General features: G+C 66.5%; 18 protein-coding genes. 7 read left to right on the forward strand and 11 right to left on the reverse strand.

Annotated elements, in window-relative coordinates:
* Window positions 1–55: 55 nt before the first annotated feature.
* The 5 genes from SY84_RS01630 to SY84_RS01650 form a co-directional block, all read right to left on the reverse strand.
* Window positions 56–484 carry a hypothetical protein gene (locus SY84_RS01630; RefSeq protein WP_046842538.1) on the reverse strand — a complete coding sequence of 143 codons (429 nt, stop codon included), beginning with the start codon at window positions 482–484 and terminating at the stop codon, window positions 56–58.
* A gap of 54 nt (window positions 485–538) precedes the next feature.
* Window positions 539–2,188, reverse strand: coding sequence for a S49 family peptidase (locus SY84_RS15705; protein ID WP_052751001.1), 1,650 nt, complete (start codon window positions 2,186–2,188; stop codon window positions 539–541).
* 156 nt (window positions 2,189–2,344) lie between these two features.
* A complete protein-coding gene (locus tag SY84_RS01640) occupies window positions 2,345–3,679 on the reverse strand; it encodes a phage portal protein family protein (protein ID WP_046842539.1) in 1,335 nt (444 codons plus the stop codon).
* 92 nt (window positions 3,680–3,771) lie between these two features.
* Window positions 3,772–5,319 carry a hypothetical protein gene (locus tag SY84_RS01645; RefSeq protein ID WP_157882854.1) on the reverse strand — a complete coding sequence of 516 codons (1,548 nt, stop codon included), beginning with the start codon at window positions 5,317–5,319 and terminating at the stop codon, window positions 3,772–3,774.
* Window positions 5,288–6,058: a hypothetical protein gene (locus tag SY84_RS01650; protein WP_157882855.1), complete on the reverse strand. Its 771-nt coding sequence runs from the start codon at window positions 6,056–6,058 to the stop codon at window positions 5,288–5,290. The genes SY84_RS01645 and SY84_RS01650 overlap by 32 nt, the downstream gene beginning before the upstream one ends.
* A gap of 83 nt (window positions 6,059–6,141) precedes the next feature.
* Here SY84_RS01650 and SY84_RS16390 point away from each other — a divergent pair, with 83 nt between their 5' ends.
* Both SY84_RS16390 and SY84_RS01655 read left to right on the forward strand, forming a co-directional pair.
* The gene (locus SY84_RS16390; protein ID WP_157882856.1) at window positions 6,142–6,306 is read left to right on the forward strand and encodes a hypothetical protein; all 165 of its coding nucleotides are present in this window, start codon (window positions 6,142–6,144) and stop codon (window positions 6,304–6,306) included.
* A 205-nt stretch (window positions 6,307–6,511) separates the two neighbouring features.
* Complete coding sequence (locus SY84_RS01655; protein WP_046842542.1) at window positions 6,512–6,772, forward strand: hypothetical protein; 261 nt, start codon at window positions 6,512–6,514, stop codon at window positions 6,770–6,772.
* Window positions 6,773–6,847: 75 nt separating this feature from the next.
* On the opposite strand, the gene SY84_RS01660 is transcribed toward SY84_RS01655, so the two are convergent.
* Together SY84_RS01660 and SY84_RS01665 are read right to left on the reverse strand one after the other, a co-directional pair.
* Window positions 6,848–7,750 (reverse strand): hypothetical protein, encoded by a 903-nt coding sequence (locus SY84_RS01660; protein ID WP_046842543.1) that lies wholly within the window; start codon window positions 7,748–7,750, stop codon window positions 6,848–6,850.
* A 459-nt stretch (window positions 7,751–8,209) separates the two neighbouring features.
* Complete coding sequence (locus SY84_RS01665) at window positions 8,210–8,683, reverse strand: RusA family crossover junction endodeoxyribonuclease (RefSeq protein ID WP_052751002.1); 474 nt, start codon at window positions 8,681–8,683, stop codon at window positions 8,210–8,212.
* A 394-nt stretch (window positions 8,684–9,077) separates the two neighbouring features.
* Between SY84_RS01665 and SY84_RS01670 the strand changes: the two genes are divergently transcribed.
* From SY84_RS01670 to SY84_RS01680, 3 genes are all read left to right on the forward strand, one after another.
* Window positions 9,078–9,317: a hypothetical protein gene (locus SY84_RS01670; RefSeq protein WP_157882857.1), complete on the forward strand. Its 240-nt coding sequence runs from the start codon at window positions 9,078–9,080 to the stop codon at window positions 9,315–9,317.
* Window positions 9,318–9,382: 65 nt separating this feature from the next.
* Window positions 9,383–9,670: a hypothetical protein gene (locus SY84_RS01675; RefSeq protein ID WP_157882858.1), complete on the forward strand. Its 288-nt coding sequence runs from the start codon at window positions 9,383–9,385 to the stop codon at window positions 9,668–9,670.
* Window positions 9,671–9,975: 305 nt separating this feature from the next.
* The gene (locus SY84_RS01680) at window positions 9,976–10,269 is read left to right on the forward strand and encodes a hypothetical protein (RefSeq protein WP_046842546.1); all 294 of its coding nucleotides are present in this window, start codon (window positions 9,976–9,978) and stop codon (window positions 10,267–10,269) included.
* A gap of 140 nt (window positions 10,270–10,409) precedes the next feature.
* On the opposite strand, the gene SY84_RS01685 is transcribed toward SY84_RS01680, so the two are convergent.
* Window positions 10,410–11,231 (reverse strand): hypothetical protein, encoded by an 822-nt coding sequence (locus SY84_RS01685; RefSeq protein ID WP_046842547.1) that lies wholly within the window; start codon window positions 11,229–11,231, stop codon window positions 10,410–10,412.
* A gap of 112 nt (window positions 11,232–11,343) precedes the next feature.
* Here SY84_RS01685 and SY84_RS01690 point away from each other — a divergent pair, with 112 nt between their 5' ends.
* On the forward strand, window positions 11,344–11,685 hold the full coding sequence (locus SY84_RS01690) for a hypothetical protein (protein WP_046842548.1): 342 nt from the start codon (window positions 11,344–11,346) through the stop codon (window positions 11,683–11,685).
* 40 nt (window positions 11,686–11,725) lie between these two features.
* Here SY84_RS01690 and SY84_RS01695 read toward each other — a convergent pair whose 3' ends face one another.
* A complete protein-coding gene (locus SY84_RS01695; RefSeq protein ID WP_046842549.1) occupies window positions 11,726–12,568 on the reverse strand; it encodes a hypothetical protein in 843 nt (280 codons plus the stop codon).
* Window positions 12,569–12,588: 20 nt separating this feature from the next.
* Window positions 12,589–12,798, reverse strand: a complete 210-nt coding sequence (locus SY84_RS16755; RefSeq protein WP_046842550.1) for a hypothetical protein — start codon at window positions 12,796–12,798, stop codon at window positions 12,589–12,591.
* Between the two features lie 105 nt (window positions 12,799–12,903).
* Between SY84_RS16755 and SY84_RS16760 the strand changes: the two genes are divergently transcribed.
* Window positions 12,904–13,912, forward strand: a protein-coding gene (locus SY84_RS16760) for an IS630 family transposase (RefSeq protein ID WP_211117122.1) whose coding sequence is annotated in 2 segments (ribosomal slippage) — window positions 12,904–13,371 and window positions 13,373–13,912 — 1,008 coding nt in all. Because the reading frame shifts where the segments join, the coding sequence is not laid out codon by codon here.
* A 662-nt stretch (window positions 13,913–14,574) separates the two neighbouring features.
* Here SY84_RS16760 and SY84_RS01710 read toward each other — a convergent pair.
* The gene (locus SY84_RS01710) at window positions 14,575–15,570 is read right to left on the reverse strand and encodes an IS4 family transposase (RefSeq protein WP_081424480.1); all 996 of its coding nucleotides are present in this window, start codon (window positions 15,568–15,570) and stop codon (window positions 14,575–14,577) included.
* Between the last annotated feature and the right edge of the window lie 165 nt (window positions 15,571–15,735).

The following is a 15,735-nucleotide window of genomic DNA, read 5'->3' on the forward strand; positions in this document are numbered from 1 at the left end:
GCAAAGCCCGCCGAAGCGCGAGGCTCAGGCGGGCAAGGGGCGGGCGGAACGTGCTTTAGATCTGGCCGCTGATGACCGCTTCGCCGGGGTTGGTGCCGTGGTCGAACTCGAACGGGACGACAGCACCGATCGGGCCAGCTTCGACCAGCGTGCCGAAGTACGCTTCGCCCACCCCGGCGAGCAGCGCCACGCCGTTCGCGCCGGGCTTGATGCGGTCGTTGGCCTTCCCGGCGAAGCCGAGTTTGATCTTCAGGCGGCCGCCCGTGAGGATCGTCGTGGGCACCCCGGCGGCGTCCCCGGGGTATTCGATGACGCCCGCGACGTGATCGCCTGCACCGGCGACGTCGATGACCTGGTCCTGCTCGACGGTGCGGGTGTCATTGCTGCTGGCGTTGCCGACGAGTTTCGCGGCGCGCCACTGGTAGGGGGTGAGGTCGCGGGCGCTGCGGCCGGCGTGCTTGCTGGTGGGCTTGATCGTGGACACGATTCACTCCTTGATGGCGTGAGAGGGTGGGAGGCGAGGTGCTGACGCGACCGCTCAGCGGCCGCCGTGGTACCGGGCGGCGAAGGTGGGATCGTCCCGCATGACCTTCTGGCCTGCCTGCGCACGCGTGAGCTTCGGGTCTTCCTTCATGACGGCCTGCACGCGGCTTTCGTAGTCCGCCTGCACGTTGCCGCTGGCCTTGTTGTCCTTGCTGCTGCCGCGCTCGCCGATCAGTTCCAGTTGCGCGCCGGTGGCGTTCAGGCTCTGCTCCAGGGAGGCGTACTCCTCCTTGGTCATCTTCTCGCTGGCGGAGCGCAGGGTCGCGCCGAACGCGGCGGGCTGGCCAAGTTGCAGGGCGCGTTCGCGGAACTCGCGGTTGAGACGCTGGTCGCGTTCCGCGTTCGCGGTGTTCTCGGCGCGTTCGGCGCGGGCGTTGGCGGCGTCCGCCGAGCGCTGCGCTTCTTCCACGGCGGCGCGGGCTTCGGGTGTCAGGGCGCTCAGGTCCACCTTCGCGGTGGGCTGGCCCGCTCCCGCTGCGGCGGCACTCTGGGCGGCGAGGTGATCGTCGAGGAACGCACGTTCCTCGGCGCTGAGGGTCTCGCCAGCGGCGAGCTTCGCGGAAATGGCGGCGATGTTCATGGAGGCCTCCTGCGCGTTCGGCGCGGGCTGAGGGGTGATGGACGAACCCGCCTCCGGGGTGGCAGGCGGGTCGTCTGTGGGGCTGGTGGTCTGCTCAGCGTCCGGGGTGTCCGGGTCGCCGTCGGCAGTGGGAGGAGGGGCAGCGTGGGCATCCGGGTCGTCGTCCTCCGGATCGTCTTCAGGATCCGGCGGGGGCGGCTCAGGCGTGGGGGTGGGCGTGGCGCCGGTAAGTTCGCCCAGCACGGCGGTGAGGCTCCCCACCCGGTCAGCGAGGCCTGCCGTAACGGCAGCCTGCCCGGTCCAGACCTCGCCGCTGCCCCACTGCTCGGCGACGACCGCGCGGGCCTTGCGGCGGCCGCGGGCGACCGCCTGGATGAACTGGGCGTACATCGCGTCAACCATCTGCTGCCACTCGGCCTGAGCCTCGGCGCTGAACGGCTCGTATGGCTGCCCGAGGGCTTTCTTCGCGGCGCTGCGGACGTACGTGACGACGATGCCCCAGGTGTTCATCATCTTCGTGTAGTCCGCATGGGTGCTGATCACGCCGATGCTGCCGGTGATCGCGGTGGGCGTCACGACAATCTCGTTGGCCTGGGACGCCACCCAGTACGCGGCGCTCGCGGCCATGTCGTTGGTGACGGCCACCACGCGTTTCTTCGTGCGGGCGTACGCCACGGCGTCCCCCGCTTCGACAGTGCCAGCGACCGTGCCGCCCGGGCTGTCCATGGACAACACGATGGTGCTGACGGTGGCGTCGTCGGCCAGCTTGCGGATCTCCGCGGCGAAGCGCTGCGGATTGACGTACCCGTAGCCTTCCGCCCAGGCGGGCACGCGACTGATCACGACGCCGTGGAAAGTCACGAGGGCGACGCTCTTGCCGTTGCCCCGCACGAGCGGGACGCGCTGCGTCAGCGCGACCGGTTGCTCGGTGAGGTCCTCCGCGCCAAGGCCGTGCCCCTGGGGGTTCATCACGCGGGCGTGCAGCTCGTCCAGGATCGGCTGCCCAGTCGCCCAGAGTTGACCGGCCTGGAGAGCGTGGGCGAGGAAGTGCAGGTTTCGTTTCAAGGCGGGCCTCCTACCAGGGCGAGGGGGGCGGTGTGATGCTGCCCGGCCTGGGCATCTGCCCCCCAGGGACGGGCGCCGGGACGGGCGTGGGCGGGCGCTGCGCGCCGGGCATGGGCAGCTCAGTCAACGGTCGGGGTGTGGGCGTCATGGGTTGGGTCATGGGGTGGCGTCCTCCTGCCTGGCGGTGTCGGCGCGTTCCGGCAGGCCGAGTTTCTGCCGGAGTGAGGTTTCGAGGTTCTCGTCGGAGGTGATGGACCCGGACTTGACGGCTTCGTTCACGCGGTCGAGGAAGGCGGTGAAGGCCGCTTCGCTCAGCCCGCCGTGCTGGAGGGTCGGCCACAGTTGGGGCGGCACGCCGTTGAGACGCATGAGGTTCCCGACACCGAAGCGGTTGATCACCGCTGTCATGCCGTCCAGGAACCCGGTCCCGGCCTGTTCGAACAGGTCCGTCAGGTCCCCACTGAGGGCCTGCGCGCCCTTGCCTTCGCTGCCGCCCAGCAGCAGGAAGCTGGCCAGGAAGGACGTGGCGATCCGCTGGCTGTAGCGCTTGATGATCTTGTCCGTGTCGTGCGCGCGGCTGCCGCCGGACGTGATCAGGCTGAACTTGTACCCGGTGGGCATGGCCTGCGTGCGGGTCGTGCCGGTCTTCTCGTCCACGTCCTGCACGACGTACTGACTGCTGGGCATCAGCACGAACGCGCGCTCGTCGTTCCGCACGCCGGCCGCCACCTGCTCGATCACCTGCAACGTGGCCTTCTGCGCGGGCGTCGCGGTGGGACTGAGCAGCTCGACGGGCACTTCGACCAGCGGCAGGCCCGCCAGGTCCCGCTCGACGCCCACCGCCTCGAACTCTTCCAGGCGGGACTGGAACCTGTAGGCGCGGCGGGCGTTCACGAGGAAGCTGCGGCCCTCCGGGTGGCCGCCTGCTTCGGTCGTGCGGAAGTGCAGGCACCGCTGGATGGGGAGGAACACCAGGCCGGTGCGTGTGTTCTGCCACATGCCCTGGATGCCGCCGTCCCCGTCGTACTCCCAGCGGGAGAGGGTCCGCTGGGGCCTGAGTGCGAACTTCCGCCACCCAACGCGGCCATCGTTGTGGGCGCTGCGGTACCGGGCGTCCACCTGGTCGGGGCCGCGCCGGATCTTGTACACGACTTCGAAGTAACTCCAGCCGTGCACGAACATCGTGAGGACGTCCGCGGCGAAGCTGGGCCAGGTGTGGCTCATGTCGTCCCGGCATTCCTTCAGGAACAGCGCCCACGCCACGGCTTCCGGGCTGTCGTCGGCGGGGACTTCCTGCCACTCCACCTGCCGGAACATGGCTTCCAGCGCGAGGAACACCGCGCCGATGATCGGGTCGGTGTCGCGCATCTCCTGGTACAACTGCGACGCGTACACGCCTTCTTCGGGGAGGAAGTCGCGGCGCCAGTTGCTGCCCGCGCCGCCGCTGCCCAGGATGCCGAGGTCGACGGTGTTGGGTGTGGATTGGGTCATGGGGTCACCTCCTGAGGGCGTGATGCGGGTCGCCAGATTGGACGGCCGCTCTGAGGTGGGGCCGGGTTGGTGCCGCGCGGCGTGCCCGCGGGTCATCGACGCCAGAGACTGGTTTTCTGGCTGTTCACGGCGGTCAGGCCTGTGAGGTCAAGGGGAGGGGTGGGCGGCGGGGCGCGGCGGGGTGGGTCGTACACGGCCAGGGCGAGCGCGTCGGCCCGGTCGGGGCTGCGGCCCATGCGTTTCTTGAGGTCCTCTTTCTTCTCAACCTTGGCGCGGCCCTGCGTGTCGAAGTTGTACTTCACGGCCACCAGCTCGCCTTCCAAGTGACTGTCGGGGGGCAGTTGCCCACCTTCCTTCAGCCAGTCGCGCAGCGCGAACCAGAGTTGGTCACGCAGCTTGCTGTACCCCTCGCTCGTGGCAGCCTCGCTGACCGTGACGGGCAGGGCCGTGATGCCCAGCGTCCGGGCGCGGTCGCTGTGCCGGAGGTGGTCGGTGACGCCGCCTCCGTTGCCGAGGTCGTCGATCTTCACGCGGACCGCGCCAGCACTGACGGGGTAGTCGTGGGCCGCGCGGAGTTCTTCGACGAGGTCCATGACGTGCCCGGCCACTTCCACGTTGTCCTGCTTCGCATGCACACGTGGTGGCAGGGGGTACGTCCCGAACAGGGGTTGCAGGACGGTGCTGTCATCTCCGAACCGGGCGACGTCCACGCCCAGCGTGAAGGCACCGGTGGGCGCCGCTTCCTGCGCGGCGTACCGGGCGCGGGCCGCTTCGACGAGACCCAGGCCGATGACGGTGTTCTCCGCCTGCGTGGGGAAGTTCCCGCGCACGCGCACCTGGAACAGGGGGCTTTCCTCACCCCACTCGCTGAGCTTCTCCTGCACCCATTCCCGCGTGGCGAGGCCCGGGATGATCAGCTCCCCGGCCTGCACATTCGGGGTGTCCTCTGAGGAGACGTGGATGGTCTCCCAGAGGTGCCGCTTGGTGGTGAACGCGTCGTAGAACGTGCCGCTGGTCTGCGTGGGGTTGCTGATCAGGAGCAGGCCTGCGCCGCCGGCCATGTTCCCCTCGATTGCTTCGTAGAGTGCCTCGTCCACGCCGGACGCCTCGTCGATGATGAACACGAGGTCCGCGCCGCTGATGCCAGCCATCTTCTCCGCGTCCGCGGTGCTGAACCCGAACACTTCACTGTCCCGGTAGCGCAGGCCGCTGGCCGGATCGAGGAACAGGTCGCCGGGCAGGCGCGCCTCGCGGTGCCGCTTGCTGAGTTCCTTCCAGATGATCGCCTTGACCTGGCGGGCGGTGGGCGCGGACAGGACGGTGCGGCTGCCTTCCCGGCACAGGCAGCGCCACAGGGCGATGATCGCGGCCGTGGTGGACTTGGACACCTTGTGCCCGGAACGCACGGCCACCTTCCGTTTGTCGCGGATGGCCAGCAGGATGCGTTCCATGGCCGCCCAGACCGTGATGCTCAGTACGTCCTTCGCGAACCCCACCGGGTCATTGACGTACTTCGCGAATGGGTTCTCGTCCGTGCGGACGGCCTTGGGTGCAGTCTGGGTCAGGCCTGCCTGGAGACCGCGGCTAAAAGCGGAGGCGGCGGTGGGCTCAGTAGCGGACGCTGCGGGCGTGTCGTTCAAGAGCGCCTGCAAGTTCAGCGCGCAGGTCCGCTGGTGTGAACGTCGATAGGTCTGCGTCATCTGCGATCACCTCCCTGAGGGCGAGAACGGTCTTGAGGCCGAGTTCGTTCAGCACGCGGTCCACTTCCGCGAGGCTGATGCTGCGTTCCCCCTCACGTTTCTGAATGCGTTCGACCATCCCGCCGATCTTGTCGATCAGGCTCACGGCCGTGGCCAGGTCGGGCAGTTGGCGGGGCTTACTTTCGAAGTGCTCCGGGATGGGCGGCGCGGGCGGGTCCATCTCCGGTTCGCTGTGCCCCTGCCGGACTGCTTCGAGGTACAGCGCCATCTGCTCTCGCCAGAGCTTCACGGCCTCCAGGTACCCAGTGGTGTGGCTGGCGTGCCACGCGATGATTGCGCCGGTGATCTGATCGTGCCGCTCGATGTAGTCGTGCACGATGGCACGCATCCGGGCGAGGTCCTTGCTGAGGTTCAGCAGGTCAGCGTCGGTGCTGTACCCGTCGATCAGTTCCCTCAGGCGCGGGCTGGCGTTGACTTCCAGGTACGCCGGACTGGGCTTCTGCGCGCCGCCCCCGTGGAGCTTGCAGCGGCCCTCTCCGGGGTGGTCGGTGCCCCAACCGGCGGGGCGTTTGCAGGTGCCGGGCCGCTTGTTGTGCTTGGCGCCGCAGAGGGGCAGTTTGGCCCGTTCGGCTTTGGTGGTGCCCTGCTTGCCGGGCTGGCGTTTTGGTGCATCTGTCACGGGGTTGTCCCACCGATGCATCTGTCTTGGGGGTGCTGGTGTTGCGGCATGGTGGGATTCACCTTCTTGGTAGGGTGCACGGGATGAAACCCGAACTGTGGACTGTCGTGCTCGTGGTCGCGTTGGCGCTGGCGGGTTTCTTTCTGCTCCGGGACGCTCCAACCGGCGTGTTGATGCCACTCGCGTTGGTCATCGTTGCTGGGTTGGCGCAGAGGCTGCAGGGGAAAGGCAAGCGCGAGCAGGGCTGAAAAAGCCCCACGCGGCGGTGGGGCGTCCCTCCGCCTTCACTCGGGCGGCACTGTGTTGTTGGGTGACGTGAAGGGAGCGCGGTGGGTGTCAGGGTCGCGTCACGCTTATGGCTGATTGAAGAGTGACAGCAACGTGTCGCTGTTGAGGGTGTCGGTCAAATGATGTGCGGCATGGTCGTGTGACTGGATTGGGTACGGTGAGGGCATGACGATGCTGCAGCGTGGTGTGCTGGTGGTTGGCTTGTTGGCTCTCCTGTGGGTCACGGTGGTGCATCCGCCGCTGAGGGCGTTGATGGATGGGCAGTGGATTGATGCGCGGAAGTTCTGTGCGCAGACCGACGCGGGGGATGGGCGGTGCTGGCAGGTGCTGGATTACCAGCAGGACACGGGGCGCTTATTGGTGTACGTGGCGGTGATCGTGGTGGTGACGCTGGTGGGTGTCGTTGCATCGAAGCGGCGGGCGTAACAGTGAAAACGTCGCTCCGGTTGGAGCGACGTGTGGTTTCGACTTGTTGTGCAGCCTATCCAAAGTATGCGTTGATCATTGGATTTCTGCAATGGGGAGTGTGCGGAGGTGTTCCTGCGCATGCGGATCTCCGAGGTGGAACGCGAGGGTCAGCACGGCGTGGGCGTACTTCACGGCCTGCGGCTTGCTAGGGTGCCACCCGCCACGCGGATCTAGCAGGGTAGCGAGGGTGGTGCCGTCCCGGATGGCGCTGAGGGTGGGGTCGGTGTTGACCAGCTGCGCGAGGACTCCTTCGGGAACGTTGCGCCAGGGCATGTCCACTTCACGCGTGCCCAGATCGTAGGGCGCGCTGGCCCAGTTGCCCACAATGGGGCGCATCCGGCCCCCGCCGTTGCCTTTCTCGCGGGGCAGCTTTCCCCCACCAATCTGATGCACGTCCCACGTGCGCAGGGCCTGGTAGTACTGCTCAGCGTGGTCTCGCGCGGCCCGCTCGCGTTCCCGGCGCGTCTTGCCACTGAATTGATCGTGGACGATCCGCGTGCGGGTGCGGCCCAGGGGGCGCGGGGCGGGGCGGGGTTCCTGGTACCGCTCGCCGGGGCTGCTCAGGGTCAGGAGGGCGCTCTGGCCGGGCAGTTGCTGGATCTGCTCCCGGTGGTACTGGGTGGGGTCCTGGACGTTGCGGGCGCGGCGGGCGAGTTCGGGGGCGCTGCTCTCCCAGTCCCGGGCGGCCTGCGCGGCGCACACCTGCCGGTACAGGGTGCGGAGCTGGGTGTACCGGGTGCGGAGACCGGCGCGGCGGGCGCGCCACATCGCGCGGACCAGCTTGCGCCGGGCAGTCTGGAGGCCGTCCTGGGTGGGGTTGAGCCAGACGGCGCGGACGGTGCGTTCCGCGGCGGTGAGGCTGGGCGGGCGGGGTGCGGTTCGGGTGGTGGTCTTGCGGGGCATCGGCACCTCGGGGTGGGGGCGGGTCATGGTCATCGGTGCTGGCTCCTGGGCGGTTGGGGAGAACTGGATGATGGGAGCGTCCTCACGTTGGGCTTTGAGTTGTGTTGAGCTGCGTCCCACATTGCCAAAAGCGGTACAAAGTGCCCGAGGTGCGCGTCGCACACTGACTGCGTTGCACTTGCTCCAATGACGCTCGGTGCGGACCATCCCCGAGCCTCTGGCGGACCGTGCAACCTAATTCCTCCCCTTCTCGCCCCCAGCTTTCTGGGGGTGTTCTTGTGTGGATGATGGGTGGGAGGTCGCGGGGCTGGTCTGTGGGGTGTGGCAGGTGTGGGGTGAGGCCCAGGTCGTAGAGGTAGTGGGCGTCCCGGTCTTTGATGCGCAGGTGCCCGCGCCGCCGCTGCTGGTACCGGGCGCGGATCAGGCGGCGCAGGATGGGGTCGGTGGCGGCTTCCAGCGCGCGGGCGTACTCGCGTTCTTCCTGGCGTCGGCTCATGGTTGGACCTCGAAGAGGGTGACGGTGAGGGGCGTGATGGTGACGTGCACCTGCCCGCCGCTGGTGACCGGGCCGCGCGTGACGCGCAGCTCGTCGATGAGGCTGTCGTCGGCCCAGACGCCGCAGTGGGTGAGGGCGTCCAGGCACGCCTTGACGTGGTTGTCCACGTCGTAGGACCGTCGGGTGGGGGCGCACAAGGTGAGGTGCACGGCCAGGCGGGCGCCGGGTGGGGTCACGAAGGGGGCGTGCGCGCGGTAGGTGTCCAGGGAGGTGCGGACGTTCCGGCGGTACATGCGGCCCTCCTCGCTCATCAGGAGCTTGACGTAGTAGGGCGGCGCACCGGGATTCTTGGGCTTGCAAGGCTTGAGGACGTGCCGCCAGTAGTGGTTGATGCTGGGGCCCCAGGGGAGCGCGAACAGCAAGGCGCCGCCGTCCAGAGTGCCGAGGTAGGTGTGCACCTCAGCGCCCAACGGTGCACCATCGCGTGGCGCAGTGGCGGGTCTCAGGGGTGGACTTGTTTTGGGTGCTGCGGCCGGGATCGGCACACTGGTCAGTTTTTGCTGCGCTGGGAGGGGAGCAGTGGGTGGACTCGTTTTCGGCAGTTCTGCTTCCAGGCCCAGCCGGGCACGGGTCGCGTCACGCAGACCTGGGTCCGCGATCTTGGACAGGTACGCCTCGGCAGCCTGACGGGTTGGGAAGGGGTTCATGCGGCCACCTTTGGCAGTGCGCCACTGGGTACAACCACCGCCGCGCGGGGGATGTGCACGTCACACCCAACGTCAACATGCGTCACTGGGAACCCTCGGGCGTTTCCACGTGCGTGGCGTGGTCTTTAGTGATAGGACGGGAGGGATGAGCTTTCCCGTGCAGCAGAACAAGTGGTGTTTCGTCCTGACGCTCGTGTACGGGACCGCCGTGCTCGTGGATTGGCTCTTCGTGCCAGATGGGTCCGAGTGGCAATGGGTGAATTTCGGCCTGGGTCAGTTGAAGCTGGCTGCCCTCTTTGGGCTGGTGGCCCTGTGGTCGCCGCGCCGCTGGGTGTTCGCCCTTCTGGTGATCGTGTGGGTGGCCCTGGCGGTCATTGGCTGGCCCCGGACGCTGTAACACCGTGCGGTGCGCAGCGCAACCAACGTGAGAGCGCGTCACAGAGTCTCCCTGGGCGTTTCTGCGTGCGCGCACTGATCATCGGTGATATGACGGTGGGGATGAGTCTTTCCGACCGGCAGGGCAAGTGGTTGGGGCTGCTGGCGACCGTGGTCCTGATCTCCGCACTCGTGAGCGTCTACGTCGTTCCTTCTGGCGATGCGTGGCGTTGGGTGAACTTCGCTGTTGACCTGGTGACCCTGGCGGCCAGCTTTACCATCGCTGCTGTGGTGTCGCCACACCGCTGGGTGCACGTGGGGCTGGTCATCGTGTGGGTGGCCTTGGCGCTGTTTATCTGGCCCCGGCCGCTGTAGCGCGGCGCGGTAGACGCGCACGCGCTTGCTGTCCAGCTCGCCGCACTGCTCCAGTTGCACGAGAAGCTTCCGAACGTCGTTGTGCGGGAGGTTCAGGCGCACCGCGTAGTGATTCGCGGGCCGCCCGGGGTCCTTGCGGACCAGGGCGAGCAGGTTCTGCATGTCTGTCGCACGGGTGATCACAGCGCCTCACCTCCCTGTTCCGGGTTCTGCTCGCTGCCACTCAGGGCGAACTCGCTGCCCGCCCCGGCCTGCGCAGGCACACTGGTACGCGCACCCGGGCGTCTTGTGGTAGGACAAGGACCATGACCCAACAACACGCGCCCGCTGCCCAGCGGCTCTGGTGGACCTTCCCCCTGATGCCCCTCACGTGGGTCTTCAGCCCCGACACTTTTGGCATCGCGGCTGTTGCCCTGAAACTGGTCGTCGTCGTCCCGTTCGTGCTCGCGGCGGTTGACACCTGGCGCTCCTCCGATCCGGCCCTGAGCGCCCGCAAGGATGTGCTGCTGGCGTGGTTCCTCACGGTGTCCGCCGTCGCAGCGACCGTGTTTGGCAGCCTGGAACTGTACTACTTGTGGCGAGCGGACCAGTTCCGTTAGGAGCTGGGGGGCTGAACTCAGGACCTCCCAGGGCGCGTCTTCGGCTTTCTTCGGGGTGCTGCTGTCTTGTGAGGTCCTGATGGAACAGGGGCTGAACTTGGAGGGATACGTTGCGGGGCTGTGCTGGTTCGGGCAGGTGGTCACGCTTTGACCTCTTCGACGAGGTTCAGGACGGCTTTCTTCAGCCAGTCGGCGGGCTCCCCGAAGGCGATGGTCGCGTGCGTGTCGGTGTCGATCACCAGCGCCTGCGCCTTGGGATTCCCGCTGGGGTCGCGTTTGATGACGATGCGGAGTTCCTGGGTGTCGATGAGGTGCTGCTGGGCATAGCTCAGGCACCAGTCGGTCCAGCCTCCCTTGCCGTTGCTCCTGGCCTGCATGACGCTTTCCTGCACGTGATCCTTCTGGCGCTGGAGTCGCTCGTGGGTGCCGGTGCTGACGTTCTCCGCGATCGCGGCGGCCCGCTGCTCGCCGGTCAGGGTGTGGAGGGGCACCTCGGCGCCCGTGTCGGGGTGCTGCACCGTGGCGTGTGCGTCGATGCTGGCGGCGACTTCCGCCGCGGCTTTGACCTGACTCGTGGTGGGTTTCTCGCTGCCGGTGGCGGTCTTCAGGTACTGAGCCACTGCCACGATCTGTTCGGGTTCCAGGTGCTGCACGACCTTCGCCGCTTCCTTCAACTCGCGGGCCTGCCGTTCGTTCTCCGGCTGTAAACCGATGGTTGACAGGGCGTGCGAGGTCTGGGCGGCGTCCATGAGTTGCTGGGCGCGCTGGCGGGACCAGCCCCACACCTGCTCGCAGTAGTCGCCGAACGTGCGGTGCGCGGCGCGGTACAGGCGCTGATCACGGATGGTCAGCAGGGCTTCACCGACCGTCACGAAGCCGTGCCAGCCGTCCCGGATCGTGCCTTCCAGTTGGGTCAGTGTGACCTGCTCGTGCAGGGTGAGCGCGTCCACAGGGGCCGTCATGCGCCCCCCCGAACACGCTGCCTGGTGAGCGTAACCGTTCGCTTAAGAACCGGGCGTAGGGAACGGCGTGGGAGCGTACCAATCCGCGCGGCCCTTCCTGCCAGGGTAGGCCATGGCGTCCAACACGGTGAACCTGAGCATCCCGAAGCACGTGCAGTCCAACGCGGCCAAAGGGCTGAAGCTCCGCGATGAGCACGGATTTGGTGGTACGGAGGTCGGTGAGCACATGGCGGAGCAACTGGCCGCCGGTGGAGAGCTGACGGCGAAGGAAGTGCGGCACATGGCGCAGTACTTTCCGCGGCACGCGCATGACAACCTGGATCAGACCGGGAAAGACGGTGAGAAACCGTCCCGGGGGTACATCGCGTGGTTGTTGTGGGGCGGTGATGAGGGCCGCGCGTGGAGTGAGAAGGTCGTTGAGCAGTTGGAGAAGTCGGACGGGAAGGAATCATAAGTTCACCTGCGGGGCGGCGTGATCCGCCCCGCGTCCTTGGTCAGTCAGCGTCGCTGTCGGTGTCGGGCAGGTTGAAGGGCAGGTCTTCGTCCGGTTGCTTGGGATCGATGACGAGGCGGGGCGGCACGGGACCGGCGTCCACGTACTCCGGATGTCCGAGGGCGGGCGTCTGCACCAGCAGGGCGCGCGTTTCGGCCTCCACCTGATCCCAGTGCTGGGCGAGGAGTGTGCGCCACTCCGCGGCGTCCTGCTCGTTGGTGTGGGTGGGATCGCTCCACTCGCCGGGGTCGCGGCCGATCATCTGGAGGAGCTGGCTGAGTTGTCCGAAGCCCAGTTGAGCGAGCAGCGCTTCGGGGATGTCCGAGGGTGGGGCTGGAATGGTCTCGGCCTGTGCCTCCTCGAACAGTGAAGTCTGTCCGTCCAACACCTGGTTTGCCGCCAGCTCTTCCTGGATCTGCGTTTCGGTCTGCTCTTCCAGGGTGGGCATGTCGCTGACCGTGCATTCCAGGCTGCAACTCGCTTCGAACAGCACCGCCGAGGTGAGGCCTGCTTGCTCCAGGGCTTCCTGGGAGACGCGGGTCGTGAACTTCGTCTTCGGTCCCTCCGCGACGGTGTTCAGACTGCCCTGCAGGGTCGTGGGCACCATCACGCCGGGCAGGTGACCGCCGGACATGCGGGGGCAGATCTCCAGCTTCAGGCCGCTGCTGTCCGCTGCACCGAAGAGCACCTGGGCGTGGTCGAGTTCGAACTTGCGTTCGGGCCGGGCGCCGACTGCGAACGCCCATTTGAGGTCGTGGACCCAGCCGATCTCGCGGACTTCTTTCGAGGTCAGGCCCAGGAATTCGAGCGCGTAGATGCCGTAGGTGCGGTGTGTCGTGGTCATGGTTCGGTTCTCCGGGGTGCTCAGCTGGGGCGGCAGTAGTGTTCGACGGGAATCCACACGGTGATGTCGCGGCCCTTCGGGCTCACGTGGTGGTGCAGGCGGGGTTCCTGCCCGCATCTGGGGCAGGTAGCGGAGGTCGGGCGGTTGAGTTCCAGGGTCTCCCCTTCCCTGACGCCCAGAGCTGCGGCGAAGGTCACGGGCTGGCCGATGCGGCGGTCACTGAAGGACACGGGGCACCTCCACACCGGGCAGGGCGGGGGTGCGGTCCACGGCCTGCTGGGCGAGTTCAGAGGTGTATTGATAACGATGTAAATACGAGCTGGTATGCTGGAGGTGTGGCCGAATGGCATCCATCCAAATACTCCCGGGCGCAGCTGGAGGAACGTCGACTGGCGGCGACCCCCTGGCTTCAAGGGGGCCAGCATTCACAGCAGGCGATTGCCGATCACTTCGGCGTGTCCGTACACACCGTCAGTAACTGGAAGAAACGTCTGAAGCGCACCGGCAGTCTCCAGGCAACGGTGACGACAGGACGCCCCTCGCGACTCACCGCCGCCCAGCTTGAACAGGTCCGCACCCTCCTGCGGGAGGGTGCGCTGCACCATGGCTTCCCTGACCCGACCTGGAGCACCAGACGAGTCGCAGACCTGATCGGGCGGCACTTCGACGTGTGGTACCACCCCGATCACGTCCGGAGAATGCTTCGGCAGCTGGGGTTTACGCCCCAGATGCCGGATGGACGGGCAGCAGAACGCAATGAACTCCGGATCGCGTCCTGGAAAGAACAGGTGGCTCCGGAGTTGGGAAAAAAAGGTCGCGCAGGGCGCCACCCTGGTGTACCTGGATGAGGTTGGCTTCTCGCTGAAAGGCGTGCGAAGACGAACGTGGTCGACCAGGGGCGTGACGCCCCTGGTCATACTCCCGGCCAACTGGGAAAAACTCTCGACGATCGGGGCGATCACTTCGGACGGTCGATTCTTCCAGCACACGAAGCCTGGGGCGATCCGGAGTGGGGACGTCACCCGGTTCTTCCAGCATCTGTTGCGCCATGTGCAGGGGAAGATCGTGGTGGTGCTGGACAACGCGGGCATTCACCGAGCGAAGGCAACCCAGGCGTTCGTGGAGCGCCACGAACGCCTGTCGCTGGTGTTTTTGCCGCCGTACGCTCCGGAATTGAATCCGATCGAGCTGGTGTGGGCGTACGTGAAGCGGAATGTGCTGGGGAACTTCTGTGCCCGCTCAGTGGGCATGCTGAAAGCGAAGCTGACGACGGCTTGGCAACGGGTTCGGTACATCGACCTGCCTCAGCATTTGATGGACTCAAACTTATGCCGTTATCAATAATGCGCTGACTGGTCGCTCGACTTCTCGACCAACCGCTAATCACAGACCGTGGGAAATGGAGAAGTGTCAGGCGCAGAGATCGTTCCATCCCCGCAATCCACAGGGACCGGAGCAGACGCCTTGCACCAGACCTCACGCGAACGGCCACTGCAAGGCGACGAACTGGCAGTCATGGCCCGCACGTCACCCTGCACCCACACAGCCGGGCTACTCGCGCTGGCCTGGTTGACCCGGACCGGGTGGCAGATCCTGAGTCAAGCGGCACGGTGGGGCGGCGAGGTCTTCTGTGACTGTCTACAGCTCCTCGGAATGCCGTTCCCAACCGCCAGCACGTCAGTTTCCCGAAGTGTCAGGTGCTGAGCGCGGTGAGACACGAGGGACGGGCTGCTGTACCGCCCGAGCAAGAGCAGCGATATCCACATCCACTACGCCCGCGCTGGCTAAAAAAAAGTCAACGCGGGCCCACCAGTCCGCCTCAAGAGGGTTTGGCTGTCTGAAGAATATTCGTTAAGAGCGGGTCTTCGACCGGCGGGAGAGGTACACGTAGAGCAGCACCTGGGCACTAACCATCATGCCACCCAAGGACCGATCATACCCACTGTGATCTGGCTGCAGCATCAGGCCGCCGAGGAAGAACAGACCGAGATACATTGGCGCTGGACTCAGCACCTGACACTTCGGGAAACTGACGTGCTGGCGGTTGGGAACGGCATTCCGAGGAGCCGCAGACAGTCACAGAAGACCTCGCCGCCCCACCGTGCCGCTTGACTCAGGATCTGCCACCCGATCCGCGTCACGCTCACGACCGCTCGCCCACGCTTGTCCTGCCGAGGGGTGCAGGTCTCTGTCCGCTGCGCGCCGATCCGCGTCATCCAGGCCAGCGCGATACACAACAGGCCAAAGAGCCGAGAGATGCGCTCTGGAGCCGTCATGTGCGTGGCCTCCAGATTCAGCCCGCGAGCTTTCATCACGGAAAACGCCGATTCAATCGCCCACCTGAGCCGATAGGTCCGTAATACGTCCAGCACGGGCAAATCTGAGGCCACGATCACCCTGTCCCCTGCGGGGGATAGGGTGATGACCACGTGCATCCAGCCCCCATAGACCCACGTCCGCTCGAACAGGGTGCGCACCTGTCCCAGTTGCAGCGTCGTGAACAGGTCTCGCACCAGTTCATCCTCGATTCTGGTGTTCTCCCGGATGCGGATACAGTGCCGGATGCGTTTCCAGCGCAGGAACGAGCACCACTCGCGCCCCACGAACTCCCGGTCTGCGATCAACACGGCCCAGCGGCGAGCTGGCATCACCTTGAGGAGCCGGGCAACCAGGAGGATCCGGGCAGCAGTGCAGCTGTTGCCTTGATGCGGCAGGATCGACCAGACGAGGGGAATCACCGCGCCCCCAAGCAGAACGCCCAAGACGAGGATGTTCAGCGGCGTCTGACCGTAATGCCACGTGGTGCGGTCCATGATCAGGGTGAGCTTGCCGTCGGGCAGCAAGGGAAGCAAGACGTCACAGACGTCCTGCGGCGTGAGCTGAGCGTCGTGAAACACGCGGGCCACCGTCCGGGTTTTTGATTCCAGCGTGGCTGCTCTGGGCAGATGAAGCGCGATCTTGCGGTGGAGTGTGGACTCGGCCTGGAGCACGGCCAGGAGCACTTCGGCAAGACGACGGAGCGCGTCCGTACGGCGGTGTGGCCAGCGAGTGTGCAGGTAAGTGGCCAACGTGTCAGCATGGAAGCGGGCAGTATCGGGGCTCGTCACAGACCCAGATACCGCCCTTGTTCATGCCTCACTGCGTTCAGGACGCCATTTCTGGCGAAG

The sequence above is a fragment of the Deinococcus soli (ex Cha et al. 2016) genome (genome assembly GCF_001007995.1).
Classification (GTDB): domain Bacteria; phylum Deinococcota; class Deinococci; order Deinococcales; family Deinococcaceae; genus Deinococcus; species Deinococcus soli.